General features: G+C 60.1%; 16 protein-coding genes, 1 tRNA gene and 2 rRNA genes (1 of these 19 only partly in view). 3 read left to right on the top strand and 16 right to left on the bottom strand.

Annotation, left to right across the window (positions count from 1 at the left end; translation table 11 throughout):
* Positions 1 to 171: 171 nt before the first annotated feature.
* On the bottom strand, positions 172 to 429 hold the full coding sequence (locus ACU8HS_RS13590) for a glycine zipper domain-containing protein (RefSeq protein ID WP_112563153.1): 258 nt from the start codon (positions 427 to 429) through the stop codon (positions 172 to 174).
* Positions 430 to 834: 405 nt separating this feature from the next.
* On the opposite strand from ACU8HS_RS13590, the gene gltS reads away from it, so the two are divergent.
* Positions 835 to 2037 carry a sodium/glutamate symporter gene (gltS, locus tag ACU8HS_RS13585; RefSeq protein WP_112758446.1) on the top strand — a complete coding sequence of 401 codons (1203 nt, stop codon included), beginning with the start codon at positions 835 to 837 and terminating at the stop codon, positions 2035 to 2037.
* A gap of 32 nt (positions 2038 to 2069) precedes the next feature.
* Here gltS and ACU8HS_RS13580 read toward each other — a convergent pair whose 3' ends face one another.
* The 5 genes from ACU8HS_RS13580 to ACU8HS_RS13560 all read right to left on the bottom strand — a co-directional run bounded on the left by ACU8HS_RS13580 (position 2070) and on the right by ACU8HS_RS13560 (position 9582).
* The gene (locus tag ACU8HS_RS13580) at positions 2070 to 3209 is read right to left on the bottom strand and encodes a helix-turn-helix domain-containing protein (protein ID WP_447014550.1); all 1140 of its coding nucleotides are present in this window, start codon (positions 3207 to 3209) and stop codon (positions 2070 to 2072) included.
* A 500-nt stretch (positions 3210 to 3709) separates the two neighbouring features.
* Positions 3710 to 4732, bottom strand: a complete 1023-nt coding sequence (locus ACU8HS_RS13575; protein WP_447014549.1) for an AI-2E family transporter — start codon at positions 4730 to 4732, stop codon at positions 3710 to 3712.
* 92 nt (positions 4733 to 4824) lie between these two features.
* Complete coding sequence (locus tag ACU8HS_RS13570) at positions 4825 to 5322, bottom strand: DUF1269 domain-containing protein (RefSeq protein WP_112563159.1); 498 nt, start codon at positions 5320 to 5322, stop codon at positions 4825 to 4827.
* A 67-nt stretch (positions 5323 to 5389) separates the two neighbouring features.
* Entirely contained in the window at positions 5390 to 8479 is a 3090-nt protein-coding gene (locus ACU8HS_RS13565) for an efflux RND transporter permease subunit (protein WP_113413457.1), read from the bottom strand.
* Positions 8476 to 9582, bottom strand: a complete 1107-nt coding sequence (locus ACU8HS_RS13560; protein WP_112706355.1) for an efflux RND transporter periplasmic adaptor subunit — start codon at positions 9580 to 9582, stop codon at positions 8476 to 8478. Before ACU8HS_RS13560 ends, ACU8HS_RS13565 begins: the two co-directional genes overlap by 4 nt.
* Before the next feature lie 593 nt (positions 9583 to 10175).
* On the opposite strand from ACU8HS_RS13560, the gene ACU8HS_RS13555 reads away from it, so the two are divergent.
* Entirely contained in the window at positions 10176 to 11327 is a 1152-nt protein-coding gene (locus tag ACU8HS_RS13555; RefSeq protein ID WP_113413456.1) for an alpha/beta fold hydrolase, read from the top strand.
* Between the two features lie 31 nt (positions 11328 to 11358).
* Here the strand turns inward: ACU8HS_RS13555 and ACU8HS_RS13550 are convergent, their stop codons facing one another.
* The 7 genes from ACU8HS_RS13550 to ACU8HS_RS13520 are packed head-to-tail and all read right to left on the bottom strand — an operon-like array spanning position 11359 to position 16934.
* The gene (locus ACU8HS_RS13550; protein WP_113413455.1) at positions 11359 to 14484 is read right to left on the bottom strand and encodes a proton-conducting transporter transmembrane domain-containing protein; all 3126 of its coding nucleotides are present in this window, start codon (positions 14482 to 14484) and stop codon (positions 11359 to 11361) included.
* Complete coding sequence (locus tag ACU8HS_RS13545; RefSeq protein ID WP_112758456.1) at positions 14478 to 14846, bottom strand: cation:proton antiporter subunit C; 369 nt, start codon at positions 14844 to 14846, stop codon at positions 14478 to 14480. The genes ACU8HS_RS13550 and ACU8HS_RS13545 overlap by 7 nt, the downstream gene beginning before the upstream one ends.
* An 18-nt stretch (positions 14847 to 14864) precedes the next feature.
* A complete protein-coding gene (gene mbhE, locus ACU8HS_RS13540; protein WP_112758458.1) occupies positions 14865 to 15563 on the bottom strand; it encodes a hydrogen gas-evolving membrane-bound hydrogenase subunit E in 699 nt (232 codons plus the stop codon).
* Complete coding sequence (gene mnhG, locus ACU8HS_RS13535; protein WP_112563224.1) at positions 15560 to 15901, bottom strand: monovalent cation/H(+) antiporter subunit G; 342 nt, start codon at positions 15899 to 15901, stop codon at positions 15560 to 15562. The genes mbhE and mnhG overlap by 4 nt, the downstream gene beginning before the upstream one ends.
* A complete protein-coding gene (locus ACU8HS_RS13530) occupies positions 15894 to 16145 on the bottom strand; it encodes a hydrogenase subunit MbhD domain-containing protein (protein WP_112563173.1) in 252 nt (83 codons plus the stop codon). Before ACU8HS_RS13530 ends, mnhG begins: the two co-directional genes overlap by 8 nt.
* Before the next feature lie 5 nt (positions 16146 to 16150).
* Positions 16151 to 16411, bottom strand: coding sequence for a monovalent cation/H+ antiporter complex subunit F (locus ACU8HS_RS13525; RefSeq protein WP_112706359.1), 261 nt, complete (start codon positions 16409 to 16411; stop codon positions 16151 to 16153).
* Positions 16404 to 16934 (bottom strand): Na+/H+ antiporter subunit E, encoded by a 531-nt coding sequence (locus tag ACU8HS_RS13520; RefSeq protein ID WP_113413454.1) that lies wholly within the window; start codon positions 16932 to 16934, stop codon positions 16404 to 16406. Before ACU8HS_RS13520 ends, ACU8HS_RS13525 begins: the two co-directional genes overlap by 8 nt.
* A 476-nt stretch (positions 16935 to 17410) precedes the next feature.
* On the opposite strand from ACU8HS_RS13520, the gene ACU8HS_RS13515 reads away from it, so the two are divergent.
* Positions 17411 to 19135 (top strand): hypothetical protein, encoded by a 1725-nt coding sequence (locus ACU8HS_RS13515; protein WP_447014548.1) that lies wholly within the window; start codon positions 17411 to 17413, stop codon positions 19133 to 19135.
* Between the two features lie 178 nt (positions 19136 to 19313).
* Here ACU8HS_RS13515 and ACU8HS_RS13510 read toward each other — a convergent pair.
* The 3 genes from ACU8HS_RS13510 to ACU8HS_RS13500 form a co-directional block, all read right to left on the bottom strand.
* A tRNA-Met gene (locus tag ACU8HS_RS13510) sits at positions 19314 to 19390 on the bottom strand.
* 255 nt (positions 19391 to 19645) lie between these two features.
* Positions 19646 to 19760: ribosomal RNA gene (gene rrf, locus ACU8HS_RS13505) — 5S ribosomal RNA — on the bottom strand.
* A 219-nt stretch (positions 19761 to 19979) separates the two neighbouring features.
* Positions 19980 to 20971 (bottom strand): 23S ribosomal RNA (locus ACU8HS_RS13500); it runs 1808 nt beyond the window's last position.

Genomic DNA, 20971 nt, shown 5'->3' with positions numbered 1-20971 from the left:
CCTCCAGTTGAACCGAGTTCATCGCACCCAAAGGGTCGTCAATCGGCGCGCTTGATTGAACTCCCACGCACAGCGGCTAAGCTGGAAATGCCGCGATCAGAACAGTCGTGCCGTTCGCATCCTGCCGAGCCTTCGTTCCCATACCGCCTGTATCCGCCTGCCCCCTCGAAATCAGCGTGGGCAGGCTGCAATGTAACGTCGACCGTTGCGATCTTGAAACTCGCACTGTCCCGGACGACCGGCAACGTTGCCAATCACTGCCCCGGTTGCGCCACCGATCGCTGCGCCAACCGCTGCCCCGCGTACGTCGTTCCGCACGGCTCCGCCGACCACCGCCCCTGTTGCGGCACCGATACCGGCGCCTTGCTGTGTGGGAGTGCAACTTGCAAGCGCAATGCCTGCAATCGAACACATCAGCAATTTCTTCATCACTCGCCCTCTGTGAGGTTCGCTTGGCAGAACATTCGCGACTTCAACTTGTACGCCTCGTCCCGACTATAGTGTCGTAGAAGACGGTCTGTGATCGGCATAGAATCCCAAAACCAAGCCCTGAGTTCAAAACTCACGACCGGTGACGTGACTAACCTCGCGTGGCACCTGCATGAATCGGCCTTGGGGAATACTCGCAGGGAAAGGTCAAACCTTGCCGTAGGTGAGCATTGGCGAAAGGGGCGGTGACGACCGGCTGGTCGGCGGCGGCTCGGTTTTGTCTTGCACTTCGTTGCAACCATGCCCGCATGAACGGATTAGAACTGGCTCAACCGCGCGGCGCGTGGCAAAGTCGAGCCTGCAACCGCAAACGTGGCGAGGGCCGCGGCGCCGGAGGGGTGACACATGTCGGTGATGCAGCTCCCAGGACTACTATCCTTCACTATCGCGATTCTTGTCTTCTTTGCGGGCGCCAATCTCAACCGTCTGGTTCCCATCCTTGTCCACTGGAGCATTCCTGAAGCCGTCACGGGAGGACTTCTGGCGGCCCTTGCGACCCTGATTGCCTATGAGTTTTTTGGAGTCGAGATCAGCTTTACCCTGGCCGCACGCGATATGCTGCTTCTCTATTTTTTCACCGGCGTCGGACTGAATGCGCGACTCTCCGATCTGGCAGCAGGAGGAAGACCCTTCCTCATTCTTCTCGGCATCACGCTGGTCTTTCTCGTCATCCAGAACCTTGTGGCCATTGCAACGAGCGACATCCTCGGACTTCCGCCCGGCACCTCGGTGTTGCTGGGATCAACGTCCCTGATCGGCGGGCATGGTACGACGATCGCCTGGGCGCCGATCATAACAAGCCGTTTCGGCCTTACGAATGCACTGGAGATCGGGATCGCCAGCGCAACTCTCGGCCTTGTCATTGCCAGCCTTATCGGAGGGCCGATCGCACGATACCTGATCAAACGCCATGGCTTGAGCGGTGCAGAAGAGGAGCTTACGATCGGCGTATCGCGCGCAGCGACAAGCGGCCATCACGATGACGTCAGCTACGTCAGCCTCTTGCGGACCTTACTCGTCACCAACCTTGCGATCCTCATCGGATACGCCTTGCATGAGATCATTGTCGACGCTGGTATCAATCTTCCGCTATTCGTTGTCTGCCTGCTCGTCGCGATCGTGATGACGAACACCGTCCCGTTCGTCGCGCCGAAGCTGCCATGGCCAACACGTAGCCGCGCCCTCTCGCTGATCTCCGATCTCTCGTTGAACGTGTTTCTGGCCATGTCGTTGATGAGCATGCAATTGTGGGGCCTGAGTGGACTTGGGCCGGCGCTGGCCGTGGTGCTTGCCATCCAGACGATCATCGCCGTTGCCTACATCCTGTTCGTGGTATTTCCAGCAATGGGGCGCAACTACGAAGCGGCCGTAATTTCTGCGGGCTTCTGCGGCATCTCGCTTGGCGCCACACCGACTGCAATCGCCAACATGACTGCTGTCACCAAGACTCATGGTGCAGCGACGGTCGCGTTCATTATCCTCCCGCTTGTCTCAGCGTTCTTCATCGACCTGGCAAACGCGGCGGCGCTTGGCTTTCTTGTTCGTTGAGTTTGGCCCGCGTTCCGTGCTTGCGCGGGAGGTCAACCCTGCAATCTTCGCAAAAGGACACCAAGCCTCTCCTCGGATGGGCACTCCTCGAGGTCGGAGTGAACAGGAATGCCGCCGCCGCCTCGATTCCTGACTTCGCTCGGGCTGTAACCAAATGCTCGCTTGAACGCGCGGCTGAACTCCGCACCATCGGTGAAACCACGCTCTTCGGCGATTTGAAAAATGAGGCGCCGGTCGTTGGGGTCGGTTAGCGCGGCATGGGCACTCAGCAGTCGACGGTGCTGAACGTAGTGCATCACGCCGCCAAAAGGCTCGAACAGGTTGTAAAGCCGCGTTCGCGAAATCCCGAGCTCCCGCCGCAACAACTCGCACCCGAGTTTGGGATCGAGCAACCTGTTCTGGACAAGTTGGCGTGCTCGCTCGAGAAGAACAGTGGCGATCGGCCCTTCGGCGGCTTCGATATGGTCTGCGCACGGCGAAACACATGCAAGGATCATCCCGCGCGTGGCCGCGACGAGTCCGGGCAGTTCGGCCTGGGTAAGCATCGGCAAACGTTTGGCGACGTCAACGAGATAGTCCGAAAACAGCTGCCCCATGCCAGTCGCCAGTGTCGAAAATTCCGCCGAGCCAAGTCTGGCCGACGTCTCGAGGGACAGGTCGCGCGGCACGAACAGAATGAGCATCTCGCTCTTGTCGACGACGCCGTCGAAACAGCGCCCAAGCGAATGGATCTGGACCTCCCCCGGACCCGCGGTAAACGCGCTCCTTGCCGCATCCGTGTGAATTTGTCCCGACAGCAGAACCGTTATGGTCCAGTGATCGAGGGGATCGCGCCGACGATGTCCAGGCAGGCTTGAAAACGCCAGACGATCCGTGCTGATCCGAGCAAGGACAAGACTGCCGAGATCCCACAGCTTTTGTCGGCCGTTGAAATTGGCTGTTCTGGGGTCGATGTCCGAGAGTTCGAGCATCGGCGCGAAACTATCGTGCCATGCCATGAACTGATCTGCCCGAGGCAGCCCTTCGGTCGAAAATTCAAACGAAGGCAAGCGGGCCGCTTTGCCATTTTCCGACATTGCCTCGACTGCGTCGAAATTCCGGCTCGCGAGGCGCCCATGGTCCGGCCCGCCTTCGGGCAGCCCCGCACGGTTCGGGACACCTTCCATCGCCATCGCATTACCTCCTGTCGACTGCAGACAAGGCGAGGCAGGCCATGTGCGGCTGGCTTGGCAGACATACTGCCCATTGTGCTCTGGATACTGACGATGCATCACGTGCCGGAAGCTGGCCGCCACGGATAGGTAGGGAATTGAAGCGCTCGAATTGGCGGCGCCCCCCTCGGACGCGGTAGGTCATGCCGGTATCGCTTTTCAAAGTCGCGGGCGCGACATAAACAAATGTGCAGTTCATTCGTGCTCTCCTCTTCAGCCCGAGAAGCAGGCCCGGATGACGTCTGAATGATGCAAGTGAAGGCTCGTTCTGCATGTTCTTGCCGATGGCTCAACAAGGAATGCCGAAGCTGCAGCCTTCATCCCGTAGCTGCCGGTGGCAGCGAGTGGTCTCCCCTCTTGCAGTTTAGTCCTTTCCGCCCCCCTACTCAACCGTCAGATGCAAAGCTGCACGGAGGCTTAAAGTTGCAACGCGGAACCGAGCCGATTCTCCTCCGTCGTCCTCACCCTGATTGATGATCCTTGTCGGTCCACGAACTGCCCGACAGCAGCGTGGCAATCCAGGTTCCAGACGGCGTTCCTGCGCAATACACAATGAACGCTATCAGGATAGGCACACCGATAAATGCACCCGAAATTCCCCACATGAAGCTCCAGAAAAATACCGCGAAGATCACGGCGAAGGGAGATATCGCCAGCGAAGCTCCGGTCAGCCGCGGCTCCAGGTAGCTGCCGATGATGAACTGGATAAGGTTGAGGCAGGCGAAAATGGCACCCGCCGTGTACCAGGACTCAAATTGGGCAATGGCAAACAGGGTCGGCAGAGCGGTCGCGACAAACGGCCCGAGGAATGGGATGTAATTGAGCGCGAACGCAATCGCACCCCAAGCTGCGGCAAGCTCAAGCCCTGCACCCAGCGCAAAGAGCCAGACCACCAATCCCGTGAGGATGCTGGCGAAGGTGCGAACGACCATGAAACGGCGAAGTTTTTCGCCGATGACTCGGTTGGCCGTCAGGATGCGCATTCCGTAGGGCTGGGCTCCGGGGGCCACGAGACGCGTGTTGAAGTCTTCGACCTCCAGCAGTCCGAGCATGACAAAGACGAAGACCAAGACCGCGAAGCCGGCGAAGCTGTTTAATCGCCCCGCCATCCCCTGGACAAAGCGAACCAGCCAGGCGACGTCGAAGCGGTCGGCCAGCGGGCCGGCGACCGCCAGGCCGTGACTTTCAAGCCAATTTGTCCAGTCAACATAGCTGGCCTGGAAACGGTCGGCGTTCACGAACAGCCATTGCGCCAGCTTGCCGAAGCCCCACGCCACAGACGATCCAATCGCCGCGATCGCAACCATCGTGACGCTGAGCGTGATCAGCAGTGCGAGAAGCTTCGGAAGAAAGCGCTGCAGCCTTGCCTGGCAAGGCCAGACCAGCGCGATGACGAACAGCGAGAATATGAGAGGTGCGAAGATCGATTGCGCGACGTAGAGCAGAGCAAGAACAAGGATACCGGTTGCCGCCGAACCCATCATGCGACTCCCACTTGTTTCCTGCATGCTCGCCCCTGCAATGTTACTTCGCCGTCCGGACCCGCCAGAGTTGCCCAAGATATCGGGTGTGCAAGTTAGGCGGCTGCAGTCGCCTTTTGCAATGCGTCACGCAAAACCTGCTCCTTCGTTTCGTCGAGGGACGTCTTGAGGACGACGCCCCCATGACTCGATATCTCCTTCAATACCTTGTCCGCGGTCATCTCCTGGATCAGCACGAACAAGGCCGCTTTGCCGGGATCAAGGTTGGCGGCCAGGTCCTTCATGAAGGCATCGTTGATACCGACGTCCGATAGTGCGCCGCCGATCGCTCCCGACGCTGCGCCAACCGCCACGCCCAGCAGCGGGTTGAGAAACAGAACGCCGATCAGCAAACCCCAGAAGCTACCCGACGCCGCACCTGCTGCCGTTGTATTGACCAGTTGGTTCAGTTTGATCTTGCCGCCGTCATTCTTCGTCGCGATGACAGCGTCTCCCACCTTGACGAGGTACTCCTTCTGCAATTCGAACAAGCGCTGGCGCACTTCCTCGGCTTTGGCTTCTGTCGGATAAACAATTGCAATCAAAGTAGACATCGTCAGTCCTCCCATTCTGGATCTCTTTGCATCAGGTCATGCCTCCGAAGGTCACTCGACCGAACGTTCACCCCGAAGCCTGGGCAGGTTCCGGCACGGACGTCTCGGCCTTGTCGGTCGCGGCCTCGGCTGGAATGCGAAACCACAGGACATAAAGCACCGGCAGGAAGATCAGGGTCAGCGCCGCGGCAACCACCAGTCCGCCGATCACGGTAAAGGCGAGCGGCGACCAGAAGGGGTCGCGGATGATCGGCAGCATGCCGAGCACAGTCGAGCCGGCCGTCAGAAACACTGGCCGAAGACGCTGCGCGGTGGTGTCAATAACGCTACCCCAGGTGCGGCCCTTTTCCTCGATGGCAAGGTCGATCTGATCGATCAGCACCACGGAGTTGCGGGTGATCATGCCGATGAGCGCAATCATTCCCAAGACCGCGATAAAACCGACCGGCGTGTTGGTGATCAGCATGATCAGGACGACGCCGATCAATCCAAGGGGCACGACGCTGATGACCAGCAACAGCCGCTGCACGCTCTGAAGCTGGAACATCAGCACAATCAGGATAATGACCGCCATGACAGGAAGCATCTCGACGACCGAGGCAAGCCCCTCTTCCGCGCCTTCGACCGCGCCGCCGACGACGATCGGGTACCGCGGGTTTGCCTGGCGCAGCTCTTCGATCTTGTCCGTTGCCGCCGCGACGACGTCAGCTGCCAGTACATCCTCGGCGGTATCGGCCTGGACGGTGATGGACGTCGAGCCGTCACGACGCCAGACAACGGGCTGCGTCGTCTGGTAGTCGATCGTGGCGATACTGGAGAGGGGCACCGTGTGGTTGGGGCCGACAGGGATCTGCAGCGTCCGGATCGTGCTGATATCGACGCGTTCATCGGCAGCGGCCCTGGCGACGACATTGATGAGGTAGATGGAGTCCCTCACCTGTGTGATTGGAATACCGGAAGCCGTCGCAAACAGTGTCTGGGCGATGACGGAGGAATTGAGTCCGACGAGTCGGGCCCTGTCCTGATCGACATTGATGACGATCTTGCGGACCGGCTCGTTCCAATCAAGGTTCGGCTGGACCACACCGGGGACCTTGCTGATGGCGTCGGCCACCTGCCAGGCGACGTTGCGCACGCCCGCAATATCAGGCCCGCTGACACGATACTGGACTGGCCAGCCGACCGGCGGCCCCATTTCGAGGGGTGAGACGCGCACGATCATGTCGGGAAGCTTCTCGTCCAGTGCCTTCTGCAGACGCGCCTGCAAGGCTTCCCTTGCGCCGACGCTCGCGGCGATAACCACCGCCTGGGCGCGCGAGGGGGCGGGGGCCTGGAGATCCATCGACAGATAAAAGCGGACCGGATCGGAGCCGATGTAGAAGCTCCAGTCGGCCACATCCTGGTCGGCGGCAAGGACCTCTTCGACTTTCGACACCTCGACAGCGGTCGCCTCCTGCGAGGCGCTTTGGGGCAGGGTCAACTGCACGATCAGTTCCGGCCTATCGGACGGGGGAAAAAACTGACGCTTCATGGCCTGTGATCCGATCAGCGCGGCCGCAAACAACCCCGCTGTCGCGAGAACGACGACGAGGCGCATCCGCATGCAGGCATGGAGAAAGTTCTTGAAGCCACGCAGCAGCGCGCCGTCCGGCTTTGGTCCGGATGCCGACTTCGATTTCAGCACGGCAAGGCCGATGATCGGAGTCAGGAGCACGGCGACAAGCCAGGACACGATCAGTGCGAAACCGATCACCAGGAAGAGAGATCGCGCATACTCGCCCGAAGAGCTGTTGGCGAAGCCGACCGGAATAAAGCCGGCGATTGTCACAAGCGTGCCCGCAAGCATCGGAAATGCGGTCGATGTATAGGCGTGAGACGCCGCTTGGATACGCTCGTAGCCCTGCTCCAGCTTCGCCATCATCGTCTCGACGGTCACCATCGTATCGTCGATCATGAGTGTCAGGGCGATGATCAATGCACCGAGGGAAACCCGTTGCAATGCGATTCCGGTGATGTCCATGAACAGGAAGGTCAAGGCGAGAACAAGCGGAATGGAAACGGCAACCGCAATGCCTGCTCGTACACCAAGCGCAAGGAAACTTACGCCCAAAACGATGATCACCGCCTGGGCGAGCGACGTCGTGAAGCCGCGAATCGCCGTTTTGACGACGGCCGGCTGGCTGGCGACATGCGTTAGGTTGATGCCGATCGGCAGATCATCCTCGAGCCCTTGCATCGTCGCTTCAATGTTCTGGCCGAGTTGCAGGATGTCGCCGCCCGACGCCATCGAAATGGCGATGCCGATCGCTGGCTTGCCCTTGATTCGGAATCGCGGCTGCGGCGGATCGACCGTCCCGCGCACGACGCTCGCGATGTCCTCGAGGCGCACGAAACCGGAAGCGGTCGGAATGTTCAACTGTCGCAGCGTGGTCTCGTCGGCGAGGCTACCGGACACCTGCAGGATGGTCCGGTCCTGGGCCGAGGTTATCAGGCCCGCCGGCAGCACGGCATTTTGCGCCTGTATGGTATTGATGACCGTCGCAGCGCTAAGGCCGAGACTTGCCAGACGTTCGGTCGAGAATTCGATATAGATCGTTTCGTCCTGCGTGCCGATCAGCTGGACCTTGCCGATGTTGTCGATTTTCAGCAGGCGGGTGCGGGCTTCGTAGGCCCAGTCGCGGACTTCGCGATCACGAAATCCCTCCGAGGTGAAACCATAGATGATGCCGAACGTATCGCCGAAATCGTCATTGAAGAACGGCCCGCGCACACCTGCCGGCAAAGTCGAAACCATATCGCCGACCTTCTTGCGGGCCTGATACCAGGACTCACCCACCTGATCAGGGGGGGTGGAATCGTCAAGCGTGACATAGACGACGGACTGTCCGGCCGTCGTCAGGCTGCGCAGGTTGTCGAGATGGGGAACCTCCTCAAGCGTTCGCTCGAGGCGGTCGGTGATTTGATCCGTGGTCTGTTCGATTGTTCCGCCCGGCCACCCGGCCGAGACGATCATTGTCTTGAAGGTGAACTCCGGATCTTCATCACGACCTAGATTGACATAGGCAAGTACGCCAGCGGCCGCACTCAAGAACACAAGGAAGATGATAAGGCTCTGGCGCTGGATCGCCCAGCCCGACAGGTTGAAGCCCTCGTTCATTCTGTGGTTCCTTCAAGCAACCGCACAGGCATGCCGGGGCGAAGCTGCTGAACACCGGCGACGACAACTTTGTCTCCCGTCGACAGACCCTTGGAGACGAGGAAATCCTCAGTGTCGAAGCGATGCACCTCGACGGGCACGAGCTTCGTTGTCTTGCTGGCCGCATCGACAATCCAGACGGCATTCTCGTTGCCTTGATTGAACAGGGCCGTGATGGGCAGCCGCGCCGCGGGCTCGCCGGCAAGGCGGATCGTACCGCGCACGGCGCTACCGAAACGAAATTCGTCAGGCGCGGTATCCAGTCCGACGCGCACGGTGAAATTGCGGGTGATGGGGTCTGCTGTCGGTGAAATCTCCCTGACCGTACCGGTCGCCTTTATGTTTGAGTTGCTCAGGAGCTGCACGTCGACGCGTGCATCGCCACCCGTGGTCTGGATGGTAGCCTCGGGAACCTGGAACACGGCGTCGCGCGTTCCAAGTTGGGCGATCCGCACAACCATCTGACCGCCGCCCACGACCTGTCCAACCTCGCCGCCGATCGCGGTAACGACGCCGGCGGCATTTGCCTTGAGAACGCGATTGTCGAGGTTCGTCTGGGCAATTCTCAAGCCGGCCTGAGCGGCATCGACACCAGCCTGCGCCATGCTTGCCGCGGCAGTCGCGGCCTCCATGGCCTGACGCGTGGATGTGCGTGGATAGAGCTGCTGCTGGCGTGCGCGCTCGGTCTCGGCATTCTGGAACTGAGCCTGGGCTGCAAAGAGATTTGCCTCGGCCTTGCGCATCGCATCCTGAGCGTCCTCTGCGTCAAGGCGAGCAAGGACGGTTCCCACTTCGACGAGGTCTCCAATTTCGACGTCGCGCTCCCGGATCTCCCCGCCCTGTCTGAAGCTGAAGCTGGTCTCGGTGCGCGGCCGGATCTCGCCGACGAGCGACCCGAAAGTGTCCTCGGGATTAAACGACACGGCAACGGTTCGAACCGGCCGCGGCGGTCTTTCGGCAGACTCGTCCTCATCGCGGCAAGCTGCCAACAGCGAGGTCGCCAATATCGCGACCGATACGCCGAGCAATTTGCCGAACCTGGATTGAGCGACATGCACGTTCATCGGCGGATCCCCCAGTCCTTCCCGAACGCTCCTCGGCGATGGACGCTCAAGGTGCGCAGGCAGCTAGAAAGCGTCATTCTCAATGTGATCGATGCGCCGTCGATCGGAGGCCGCACGCCGCGTTCGATATGTGAGCAAACGTCCTGCTGCTAGAGTCTGCAATTCTGTTGAAACGTCATTTGCGAGGAGGACGCGGAACACCCACGTCATCCATCAAGCGATGCTCCTTCCTAACGTCGATCAGCCCTGCGCAGTCGTAAAACCGCACGGCGGGATGCCCATTATGGACTATAGAGCGGTTCAAGAAGCGAAGTGATCAGCACAGAATCCCGTGACCATGCCTGCAGTCCAGATTTTGTCGGTCTTCCTGTCCCGGATCGCGACCGAATGACTGCCACGCCGTCCTTTGTCGTCTAGGCGACACACGCCTCCGATTTGCGCTGCCGGGTCGGAAATTCATCTACCGCCGGAGCGATTCATAGCTTAAGAGTTTTGTACGCTTCGCCTCATGCGTGCAGCCGGAGCGAGTGATCCGAACCGATTGTCCTTGTGGTTCGCCAAGGTTGGACAGCTTGCCAGGGATAGGCTGGACTATGTCGTCAATGCGATTGTCCGTCATCGTGATCATGTTGTTTGTGCTCGCCGGCTGCGGGGGGCCACGCGCGGTTCTCGGCCTTCCGGTGACGCCGTCGCCTGCAACGCAAACCCTGGCAACGGTGCCGGTCTACGTCGTAACGACACGCGCCCGATCCAACAATCTTTCCCTGCCCTACTCTGCGGAGCGATCGAAAACGCTGAATTTTGCGAAGCTCGACATCGCCATTCCACGAAACCACGTTCCTGGCCGCGTCGAGGCAAGCGGCCGGATTCCAGATCCCAGCCGCCATTTTTCGGCAGCGACCTACCAACCAATCGACGGTCGGCAGGAGTTCATCAAACAGCTGAACACGGCGCTCGCGCGGCGACCGCAAGAAGACCGCGAGATCTTCATCTTTGTCCACGGTTACAACAACAACTTCGCCGACAGCGTCTTCCGCAATGCCCAGATCGTGCACGACTACAATATCAAGGCGGTGTCACTTCACTACGCCTGGCCATCGGGAGCATCGATTCCGCTCTACGTGTTCGATCGTGATAGCGCCCTGGTCGGCCGGCGTGGACTTGCCGAGACGATCGAGATAGCAGCTCAGACCAATGCGAAGAGAGTCGTCGTGGTCGGTCATTCGATGGGCGCGTACGTGGTCACCGAAGCGCTACGGGATCTGGCACTGAGGGGCCGCACCAGCACATTGAAGCGCTTGGGGGGCGTTGTTCTTGCCGCGCCCGATATCGATGTCGACGTGTTCTTGAGCCAGCTTGACGACATTGGCGAGGTCCCGCGACCCTTCACCATCATTGTTTCCAAGCGTGACCGTGCGCTGGGATTTTCAAGGCGCTTGGCGGGCGGGCATCCGCGTGTCGGAAGCGGCCAGGAAGTCGCCACTCTTCAGAAGAGGGAGATTGCAGTCATCGACGTTTCCGATATTGACGGCGGCAGGCACAATGTCTTTGCAAGCTCGCCGACTCTGATGGAGGTCGTCAACAACGATGCCCTGATACGCAGCATCCTCAGGGAGGATCAGGGGCCGGTGGGCCAGACAATACTCGCCGATGGTGCGTCGGTCGTCGAAGGAGCTGCGTCCCTGGTGATCTTCCTGCCCAGCCGTATATTGGGCGGGCTGGCGCAAGCTTCGGCGGGCCAATAGTGACCGAGCGCCGAGGCTGGCAAGGCTGAGGTCAAGCTGGAACGAAGCGCAGCGTGCCGAGGACGTAGAGCGCCATGGCATAGTACAGCACATAAAGCGCGTAGGTCTGCCCGTTGCCGGTATAGACACGGCGCACGACTCCACCTGCGCCGATCGTCAAATTGCAAACGCCGTCCCACACCAGATTTGCGAAGGGTGTCACGAGCGGCGTAAAAGCAGCGCGATAGAAGGCGTAAAAATGCGCGGCGCTGAACGGTATGAAGCGACCGCGCGACGTCTTGTAGACCAGGAGGAAGATCGCAAGCAGCACCCCTGCAATCGCGACGCTTACCATCATGACCGGGATCGGATTCCAGTACCCGTAGATCGTTTCCAGCGACATGCCCTGCCAGACGAGTGTCGAGGCAAAATAGGGGTCGATCGCCGCTGAGACCGGATCCATGACAAGTTTTGGAAAGAAGGAGAGCAGGAAAATCGCGACGACCAGCACGAACTGAGGCACCAGCAGCGCCGGGGGCGCTTCTTTGACGACCCGAACCACGGGCTTCGCCTGGCCCAGGAAGATCGAATAGGCAAAACGAAACATGTAAAGGAAGCCGATGAACGTCGCGGCCACTCCAGTGACCGCAAGGCCGTACCATCCGCGGTCTACCATTGCGCTCAGCAGAAGCCATTTGCCGCCGAAACCGGCGAGCGGGGGAAGACCGGACATCGAGACAAGGGCGACAACAACCGCGGCGAAAGTAAGCGGCATCTGACGCGCGAGGCCGCCGGTCTCATCGAACAATCGGGTGTCGGTGCGCAGAATGACAGCAGCCGCAGCGAGAAACAGTATGCCCTTGACCATCAGGTGATTGGCGACGAGGTAAAACGCGGTGACCCAGCCGAGATGGCTCATCAATGCAATCGCGGTGATGATGTATCCAATCTGGCTCATGCTGGAATAGCCGAGCATTCGTTTCAGGTCGGACTGCTGAAACGCCATCAACGCGCCGGCAATCACCGTCAGAACGCCGATCCACCCCATCACATGTGCCATCTCAAGCCCGACGTCGGAGCGAATGGCGAGATAGGTCACCATGAAAAGTCCGAATACCGCGACCTTGCTGATGACGGCGGACAGCATGGCCGACAGATCGTCATCGGCCTCGGCATAGGCGCCTGGAAGCCAGACATGAACGCCGACGGCCCCGGCCTTTATCAGAAATCCGATTGCGAGGAGCAAGAAGGCACGGGCGGCATCCGGACCAGCGGTGGCAAAGGCTGCCAGGGCCGTGCTGCTATTGGCGCGGGTAGCGATGCCGAAGCCGGCAAGCAGACAGAACGCCGATACCAAGGAGAACAGAAGGAACTGCAGCACGTAGGGATGAGCGCCAGGCCGTTGAGCGATCAAGAAGTAGGACGAAAGGGTGATGATTTCCCAATGGAAGAAGAATTCGAGGCTGGTTTCGGCGCGCAGGAGAGCGGCGATTGACAGAAGCAGAATCGCCATCATCGGGTAGAAGCCCCGGCGGACATCCAGCCGGTAGAGACTGGCGAAAGCGACGACGATGCCCCCCGAAAGAAGCAGGGCGGCAAAGAGCGCACGCAACCCGTCCGTGTCACGAGCGATCCACGATCCGGCGATCGCCGTCGCAACCAGCATCAACACGCACTTGATCCGCCCCGGGAGTCCGTCGAGAAGGAAAAGGACGCCACCAATGCACAAAGGGGCGATGAGCAGCGGCGAAACCGCGCCGGCAAGGGACGCCGCCACAAAGCCGCTGACAAACAGCAGGATGGCAGCCCCCATCATGGGACCAAGCCTCATCGCCGGAAGAGCGGTCAAGGTTGTTCGCTCCGCCGGCAGGATGCGCTCGGCCCGGTCACCGATCGGGCGCGTGGCGAGCTTGAACCAGCGGAACATATAGGCGGCCTCGAGCAGCGACCCGACCAGAATGACGGCGATCCAGATCGATCTCTCGCCGGCCGAAGCCTGCATCACGAGTTCCCATTTCGCCCAAAATCCCGGAAAGGGCGGGAGACCTGCGATAGCGACCACAAACACGGCAAGAACGGAAAGCACGACACGGTTGCCGGCAACATCGGACCATTTTTCGATGTCCGGGCGCCCGATACGCCCCGCCAGCCAGAACAGGCCTGCCTTCGCCAGGAGATGATTGACGAACAGTCCACCCACCACCAGAGGCAGCGATTGCTCTGCCCCAAGCTGATGCAGCAGGGCAAGCGCAAGCATCAGGAGCCCCATCTGGGCGATAGAGGAATATCCGAGCATGCGTTGCACGTTCGTCTGCCGCAGTCCGACGAGATTAGAACAGAGGAAGGTGATCCCTCCCGACACGGCGAGGATGCCGAGGTAGGCTTCGAAAAGCGGCAGCAGCTTGAAAAGCCCGAAGAACACCCCGGCAGAAACCCCGACGGAAACAATTGCGGCGATGCCGCCTTCCGCGGTTTCATACACGTCCAGCCCCCAGCCATTGGCCGGAAACGGCTTCAGCTCCAGCACGAGGCATGCAAGGACGAACAGCAGCGCGCTTACGCCGATCGGGCCAGAGATTGCTGCCCTTTGGGCGATAATGTCGTCGATGTTGAGCGTGCCTGTCACGTGGTAGAGGAGGCCGGCACCAAGCAGAAAGAACGACGAGGCGAGCACTGTCGCCATGATGTATTTGAAACTTGCCGCGAGGGCTGCAGGGGTGCGCTCCAGGCCGAGCAGGCCATAGGTCCCGATCGACATGATTTCCAGGAAAACGAACTGATTGAACAGGTCACGGGTCATGACCATGCCGTTGATGCCCATGACCAGGATCAGATAGAGCAGGACAGCCGCGTAATTCGAGCGCAGCCGGTGCCAGAGGTGCCAGGCGCCAAGTGTGGCGACGAGATTGACGCAAGCGCAGAAGAAACCTTCCCATGGACCAAAGCGCAGATTGATCGAAAACGGTGGCACGCTTCCCGCAGTCAGGATTTCAAGCGTCGGCGCGCCATCGTAAATGCGCCACAGGCCAACACACGAGATGACGGTCATTCCGAGCAGGGCAATGATGAAGCCGACTGCAGGCAACGGTCTGGCGACGCGATAAAGCAGGGGAATGAGAAATCCCCCACCCAGTCCAAGCAGGAAGATGTTCAGGGGGTGGAGAAGGTCGTCTACCATCGAGACTCCGTCAGCGCATCAATCGACAGAGTTTTGCTCACGGCATGGAGTCGGATCGCAAAGGACAGCATGATCGCGGTGACCGAAAACCCGATCACGATGGCCGTGACGACGAGCGCGGCCGGAATGGGGTCAACGGCGCGCGTTGCCGCGTCTGTTGTCGAGAGCGCCACGTCGACGATCGGCGCGGTTCCCCCGGTGACATAGCCGGTGGCAACCAGAACGATGTGCATGCCGGTATCGATCAATGAGAAGCCGATGATGATGCGCAGGATGTTGCGGTGCCACAGCATCCCGAAGAAGCCAATGAGAACGATGAGGAACCCGGTGCTAAAAAGAATGTGCGATATCGGCAATCCCATGGCTCCCTCCCCTTCGGGCTAGCTGCGAAACCGGTCGATGATGACACTCAGTTCCGCCCCGACCTTGATGCCCAGCAGAGCTGATATCAGCGGGATGGCGCCAGCGCTGACGAGCGTCCCGAAATTGCCGCGTGGCAAGATGTGGCTGTCCAGAAAGCCGCTGCCCACGATAATGCCAAGGATGCCGATCAGGACATAGACCACGCCTGCGAGCGATTCCGTTATGCTGAGGAAGCCGTGGTTCAACGGCCCTGTCGGATAAGCCAACATCATGAGCATGACGCCGGAGGCGACGACTGCGCCACCCTGAAATCCGCCGCCAGCCGACAAGTGGCCGTGCAATATGACATAGGCGCCGAAAAGGAAAATCACCGGAAGCACGACCTCTGCGCCGTTGCGCACCAGTTCGCTTGGCCCTTGGCTCGCGCCGTTGCCTGCTTGCGACGAGCGAGGCTCAGCCACCTCCCCGCCGGCGAGGAGCAAACCGACGCTGGCCGCTACCATGAACAGCACTGCGACTTCACCCAGCGTATCAAAACCGCGAAAGGTGATGAGAATTCCGGTCACCACATTGGCGGCTCCGAGATCCTTCGGAACCTGCGTCAGATAGTGTATCGCGAGCGCGGAAAGACTCTGGCGCTCGTCGTAATCGCTGACAAGTCCGGCAAAGACCCCGGCGAACGAAAGCACGGCGATGAGGCTGAAGACGCGCCTCATGAGCGGTCCTCTCTCACCCGGTCATTCTCCTCCCTCAGAGCGTCGACGATGGTTGCCGCTGCCATTGGTGTGCGGATGGCATGGGCAGCCCGCGACAGCGCATGGGACGACAGCGGATTGGTCATCAGCACGAAGCAGGCGATGATCAGGAGCTTCAATGACCAGTCTGGATGGTAGATGCCAAGGCCGGCAAGGACCAGGATATTGCCGAGTGTCGAGGCCTTGGTGCCGGCCTGTATGCGCGTGAAGACGTCCGGCATGCGCAGCAACCCGACGCCTGCAGAAAACAGGAAAAACGCTCCGACGAGGATGACGATGCTGCCGATCACCTCACTCATCGACGCGGCCTCCGCCATCGGTCTTGCGTATCGTGTAGAGGAAGATCAGCGTTGCGAGGCCCGAGCCGATGGCGGCCTCCGCCATGGCGACATCGGGCGCGGCCAACAGCACATAGGACGCGGCCGCAAAAAGGCTTGCCAGTCCGCCACTGACCATGGCTGCCATCAGGTTTTTCAGGGCGACGGCCAACACTCCGCTCACCAGGATGCTGCCGCACATCAACAGAATCAGCATCTCGAGCATGGTGCCTAGGGTCCTCGTTCCAGGAAGCGGGCGATGGCGAGTACCGCTAGAAAGCTCAACAAGCCGTAGACAAGAGCAACGTCGATATAGACGAAGCGCCCTGAAATATGGGCGTAGAGCGTAACCAGGGAAATCGTCACAACCGTGAGCATATCGATGGCGACAACACGATCGATTGCCGTTCTGCCGATCACAAGCCGCAGCACGGAAAAGGCGATGCTGAAGAAGATCAGGACGACGGCGATCTGCAGAAGGAAATCAGCCAAACACTGCCTCCAGATGTTTTGCAAAGGGATCGACGATGATCCGGCTCGCTTCTTCCGGGTCCGTGGACGCCACGTCGAGCCAGTGGATGAAGAGGGCCTCGCCTTTAAGGTCCATTACCAGCGAGCCGGGCGTCAGTGCGATCGAATTGGCAAGAGCGAGCCGCCCGAGAGGGGACTTCAGCGGCATCCTGACCTTGACGATCCCCGGGCGAATATCGATGCGCAGCGAATAGACGTAGCAAAGCATGTTGATGTTTGCCTTCACCAACTCGCGGAAGAAGACGCCGGTATAGGCGACGAAATGCAGGACCCTGGCGGGCGTGACACTGATGCTCCAGACCTCGCCGCGATGAACGAAAATGGCAGCGAGGACCAGGGAGGTGAGCGCGCCGACGGCCACAATTGGCAGTTCAAGCGATGAATTTATCACCAGCCAGATTGTCAAGAGTAAGCCCGAAAGAAGGACAAGACCTCGCGGTATTGCCGGTTCGCTTGGCTTTGGTGCTTCTTGGTCTTCTGGCATGGCAGGCTTTCGACAAGTTCGGTGAAGTGGCAGCGCGCAGTCCAGGGAAGAGTTCCGACCTCCGCTCCCTGGCAGGCCTCTCTCTATGCGGCATCTCGGCGGCGGACGCGGATTCCAAGCGTCATCGCAGCACCTTAGCATCGGGTGCGACAGGCTGTGATCGGCATTAAGTCCAGAAACTATGCATATGGTCCGATATGTCGCGCCACCGGCAGCCATTTCGACAACGCCCCTTGACCTGCAGCCAAAACCGGCGAATTCACCCACGAGGAACGGGACGGAGGCCAACGCTGCGTTGTCGGCCAACTGCCCCGCACTCGGTGTCACTCAAGCCTCCGGGGCCAGCGCTAACCGCCAGAGGGGAGAGTATCGGCAGCAACGCCATGGCAAGAAAAACGCGGGCAAGGCGGCAGACGCCCCGTCAAACGGAACTTGAGCGCACGATGCAAAGCTCGGATCAGACGGATGCCGGTTTCATGAACCAGAAATCCCCGCCCTCAGGGCAAGGCATTCCCTTCTCATCGGGCCTTGCGGGCTTTGGCCCCCTGAGCGCTGCGGAGGCAAAGGTCGTCGCCCATCTGCAGTTGGGCGACTTCGACCGGCTGGGCGATGGCCTGCGCCCTGATCGGGAGGAGCCAGAGCGGACAGTGCGAGCCGAACTGTTGCGTTACCTCATCCTTGGCACCGATGGCTATCGCCTGCACGAGAAGGGCCTGCGCCTAAGCGGAGCCTGGATCAAGGGTATCCTCGATCTCGAGGGATGCAGGATTCCGCGCGACATCGGGCTCAAGGACTGCCATTTCGAAGCCTCGCTCGTGTTGCGGTCCGCCATCATCGATAATCTGTTCCTGGACGGCTCGGCGTTGCCCGGATTGCAGGCCGACCGGCTCGAAGCGCGCGGCTGTCTGTCCCTTCGCGGTGCTAGTGTCACCGGCGAAATCCGACTTCTCGGCGCACGGATAGGGGCCAGCATTGAAGCTGATGGCATCTCGGTCAATTCACCGGGCGCGATCGCGCTCGACGCTGACGGGGCCGAGGCAAGCGGCGGCATTCTGCTACGCGGGGCGGAAGTTCGAGGCGGCATCAATCTCGCAGCGGTTCGCCTTGGCGGCGACCTCAATGCGACCGGCGCCCGGCTTGAACGCCCGGCCGAAGTCGTCCTCAACTGTGATGCGATTATTGTTGCTGGCGACCTTGCGTTGCGGGGAGCGACCATCATCGGTGAAACGCGTCTGCTGGGCGCCCGCTTCGGCGGCGACATCGACTGCGCGGCGGCGTCGCTTTCGCATCCGGATGGATTTGCGTTGCGGCTCAACCGCGCCACGATCGAAGGCGCGTTCCTGTTACGGCAGGAAGCGCGCATCGAGGGGACGCTCGACCTGACGGCCACCACGATCGGTGCGATCGACGACGAACAGGCGAGTTGGCCAGCTCCGGGCGACCTGCTTCTAAACCGCTGCCAGTATGGCGCCTTTATTGGCGGACCCGCCGATGCGGAAAACCGTCTCGACTGGTTGTCGCGCCAGACGCCGGAACGCTTTGGCGCGGACTTCTGGCCGCAGCCCTATGAGCAGTTGGCGAAGGTCCTCCGGGAGATGGGCCATGACGAGGAGGCCCGAGCCGTGCTGATCACCAAGGAAAGGCTGCAACGGCGCGCACGGCGGGCTCGCGCGAAGAACCCGATGTTGCGGACGATGCTCGCAGTTGTCGACGCCGTCCTTGCCGTCACCCTGCGCTATGGGCGCCAACCGCTTCTGGCGCTGGTCTGGCTTGCGCTCTTCTGGGCCATCGGGACCGCCGTCTTTGCGACTGCGTACCGAACCGGCGCGATGAAGCCAAACAGCCCTGTTGTCCTGCGCTCGCCGGAGTGGACGATGTGCGATCTACGGCGAGGCGAAAGCCGTTTCATGCCGTCGAGTGGGCAGGAGTTGGCGGGGCGTGCCGATACCGGCGAGAACCAACTCACTTGCTTTCGCAATCAGCCGGAGGCAGCCAGCTACCCGGAGTTCAATGCCATGATGTACTCTCTGGACGTGCTCCTGCCGGTCGCCTCGATCGGGCAAAGGGAATACTGGCGGCCGGACTCATTGAAGCCGAATGGCCCATTCACTCTGAAATACTATTTCTTCCAGTCGGTGATCGGCTGGACCCTGAGCCTCCTGGCCGTCGCCGGATTCTCGGGGCTCGTAAAGTCACAATAGGCAAGAGGAAGAGAGGAAGCGCGAGCGCGCCGGGCGGAAGGAGCCACCACCTTAACGGGGGCTGGGTTTGACGCGCCCCGTCAAATTTGGTCGCTGATCTGGCAGAACTGTCGGTTTGTGGGTTCCGGGAAGGCCAAAAGGCGCTGTGGCGGGGTTTTGATTGGGTTAGGGGGGAGATTGGTTGCGGGGGCAGGATTTGAACCTGCGGCCTTCAGGTTATGAGCCTGACGAGCTACCGGGCTGCTCCACCCCGCGTCCAGCGCAAATCCCAAGGGGATTTGTCGCGGCTACGCAAAGCGTGTGCGCTTTGCGGATCTCATCCGAGCAAATTGCGACGCAATTTGTCTCGCGTTCATGAGGCATTATAAAGCAAAAGGCCGCTATGTGAGCGGCCCTTTGATCGGCTTTGGGCCGTAGAGTTTGTGAAGAGAAGATTTTATCATTATTTCCGCATGTAGGGTTGCGAAGCTTGTTCAGCTTCGGGCACATGCGTTGAGTTGCGTTTAGCAGACCTGGCAGCGACCGACTCTCCCGCGTCTTAAGACGAAGTACCATAGGCGCTGGGGCGTTTCACGGCCGTGTTCGGAAAGGGAACGGGTGCAGCCACCCCGCCATAACCACCAGGTCAGCGAAGCGCAACTTGTGTGAGAAGCTGGTGATGTTTTCACATCTTTTTTGAACACGTCTTTACCTTCATGAGGGCGTCGGAGCAGAGCTCCGCAAGGCCAAGCGGCCGTCGCGCCTAGTGGCGCGGCCCGTCCGGAGCGAAGCGGCAGAGCCGCGACAGCGTCAGGACAGAAGGTCTGGCTCATCGAATTTCATTCGATGAGCATAGTCAATGAGAACGATCAAGCCAATCGAGCTATTAGTACCGGTAAGCTTCATGCGTTGCCGCACTTCCACACCCGGCCTATCAACGTGGTCGTCTTCCACGGCTCTGATAGGGAACACTCGTTTCCAGGTGGGTTTCCCGCTTAGATGCCTTCAGCGGTTATCCCGTCCATATATAGCTACCCTGCTATGCCCTTGGCAGGACAACAGGTCCACCAGAGATATGTCCATCCCGGTCCTCTCGTACTAGGGACAGATCCTGTCAATATTCCTACACCCACGGCAGATAGGGACCGAACTGTCTCACGACGTTCTGAACCCAGCTCACGTACCGCTTTAATTGGCGAACAGCCAAACCCTTGGGACCTGCTCCAGCCCCAGGATGCGATGAGCCGACATCGAGGTGCCAAACAACCCCGTCGATATGGACTCTTGGGGGTCATCAGCCTGTTATCCCCGGCGTACCTTTTATCCGTTGAGCGATGGCCCTTCCACGCGGGACCACCGGATCACTATGACCGACTTTCGTCTCTGCTCGACTTGTCAGTCTCGCAGTCAGGCGGGCTTATGCCATTGCACTCGACGAGCGATTTCCGACCGCTCTGAGCCCACCATCGCGCGCCTCCGTTACTCTTTCGGAGGCGACCGCCCCAGTCAAACTACCCACCATACACTGTCCCGGACCCGGATGACGGGCCGCGGTTAGACATCCATGACGATAAGGGTGGTATTTCAAGGATGGCTCCACAGAAACTGGCGTCCCTGCTTCAAAGCCTACCACCTATCCTACACATGCCGACACGAATGCCAGTGTAAAGCTATAGTAAAGGTGCACGGGGTCTTTCCGTCTGACCGCAGGAACCCCGCATCTTCACGGGGAATTCAATTTCACTGAGTCTGCGTTGGAGACAGCGGGGAAGTCGTTACGCCATTCGTGCAGGTCGGAACTTACCCGACAAGGAATTTCGCTACCTTAGGACCGTTATAGTTACGGCCGCCGTTTAC

Source organism: Rhizobium sp. KDH_Rht_773_N (genome assembly GCF_052946295.1).
The sequence above is the reverse complement of the archived record's forward strand: the minus strand, read 5'-3'. Positions and strand labels throughout refer to the sequence as shown.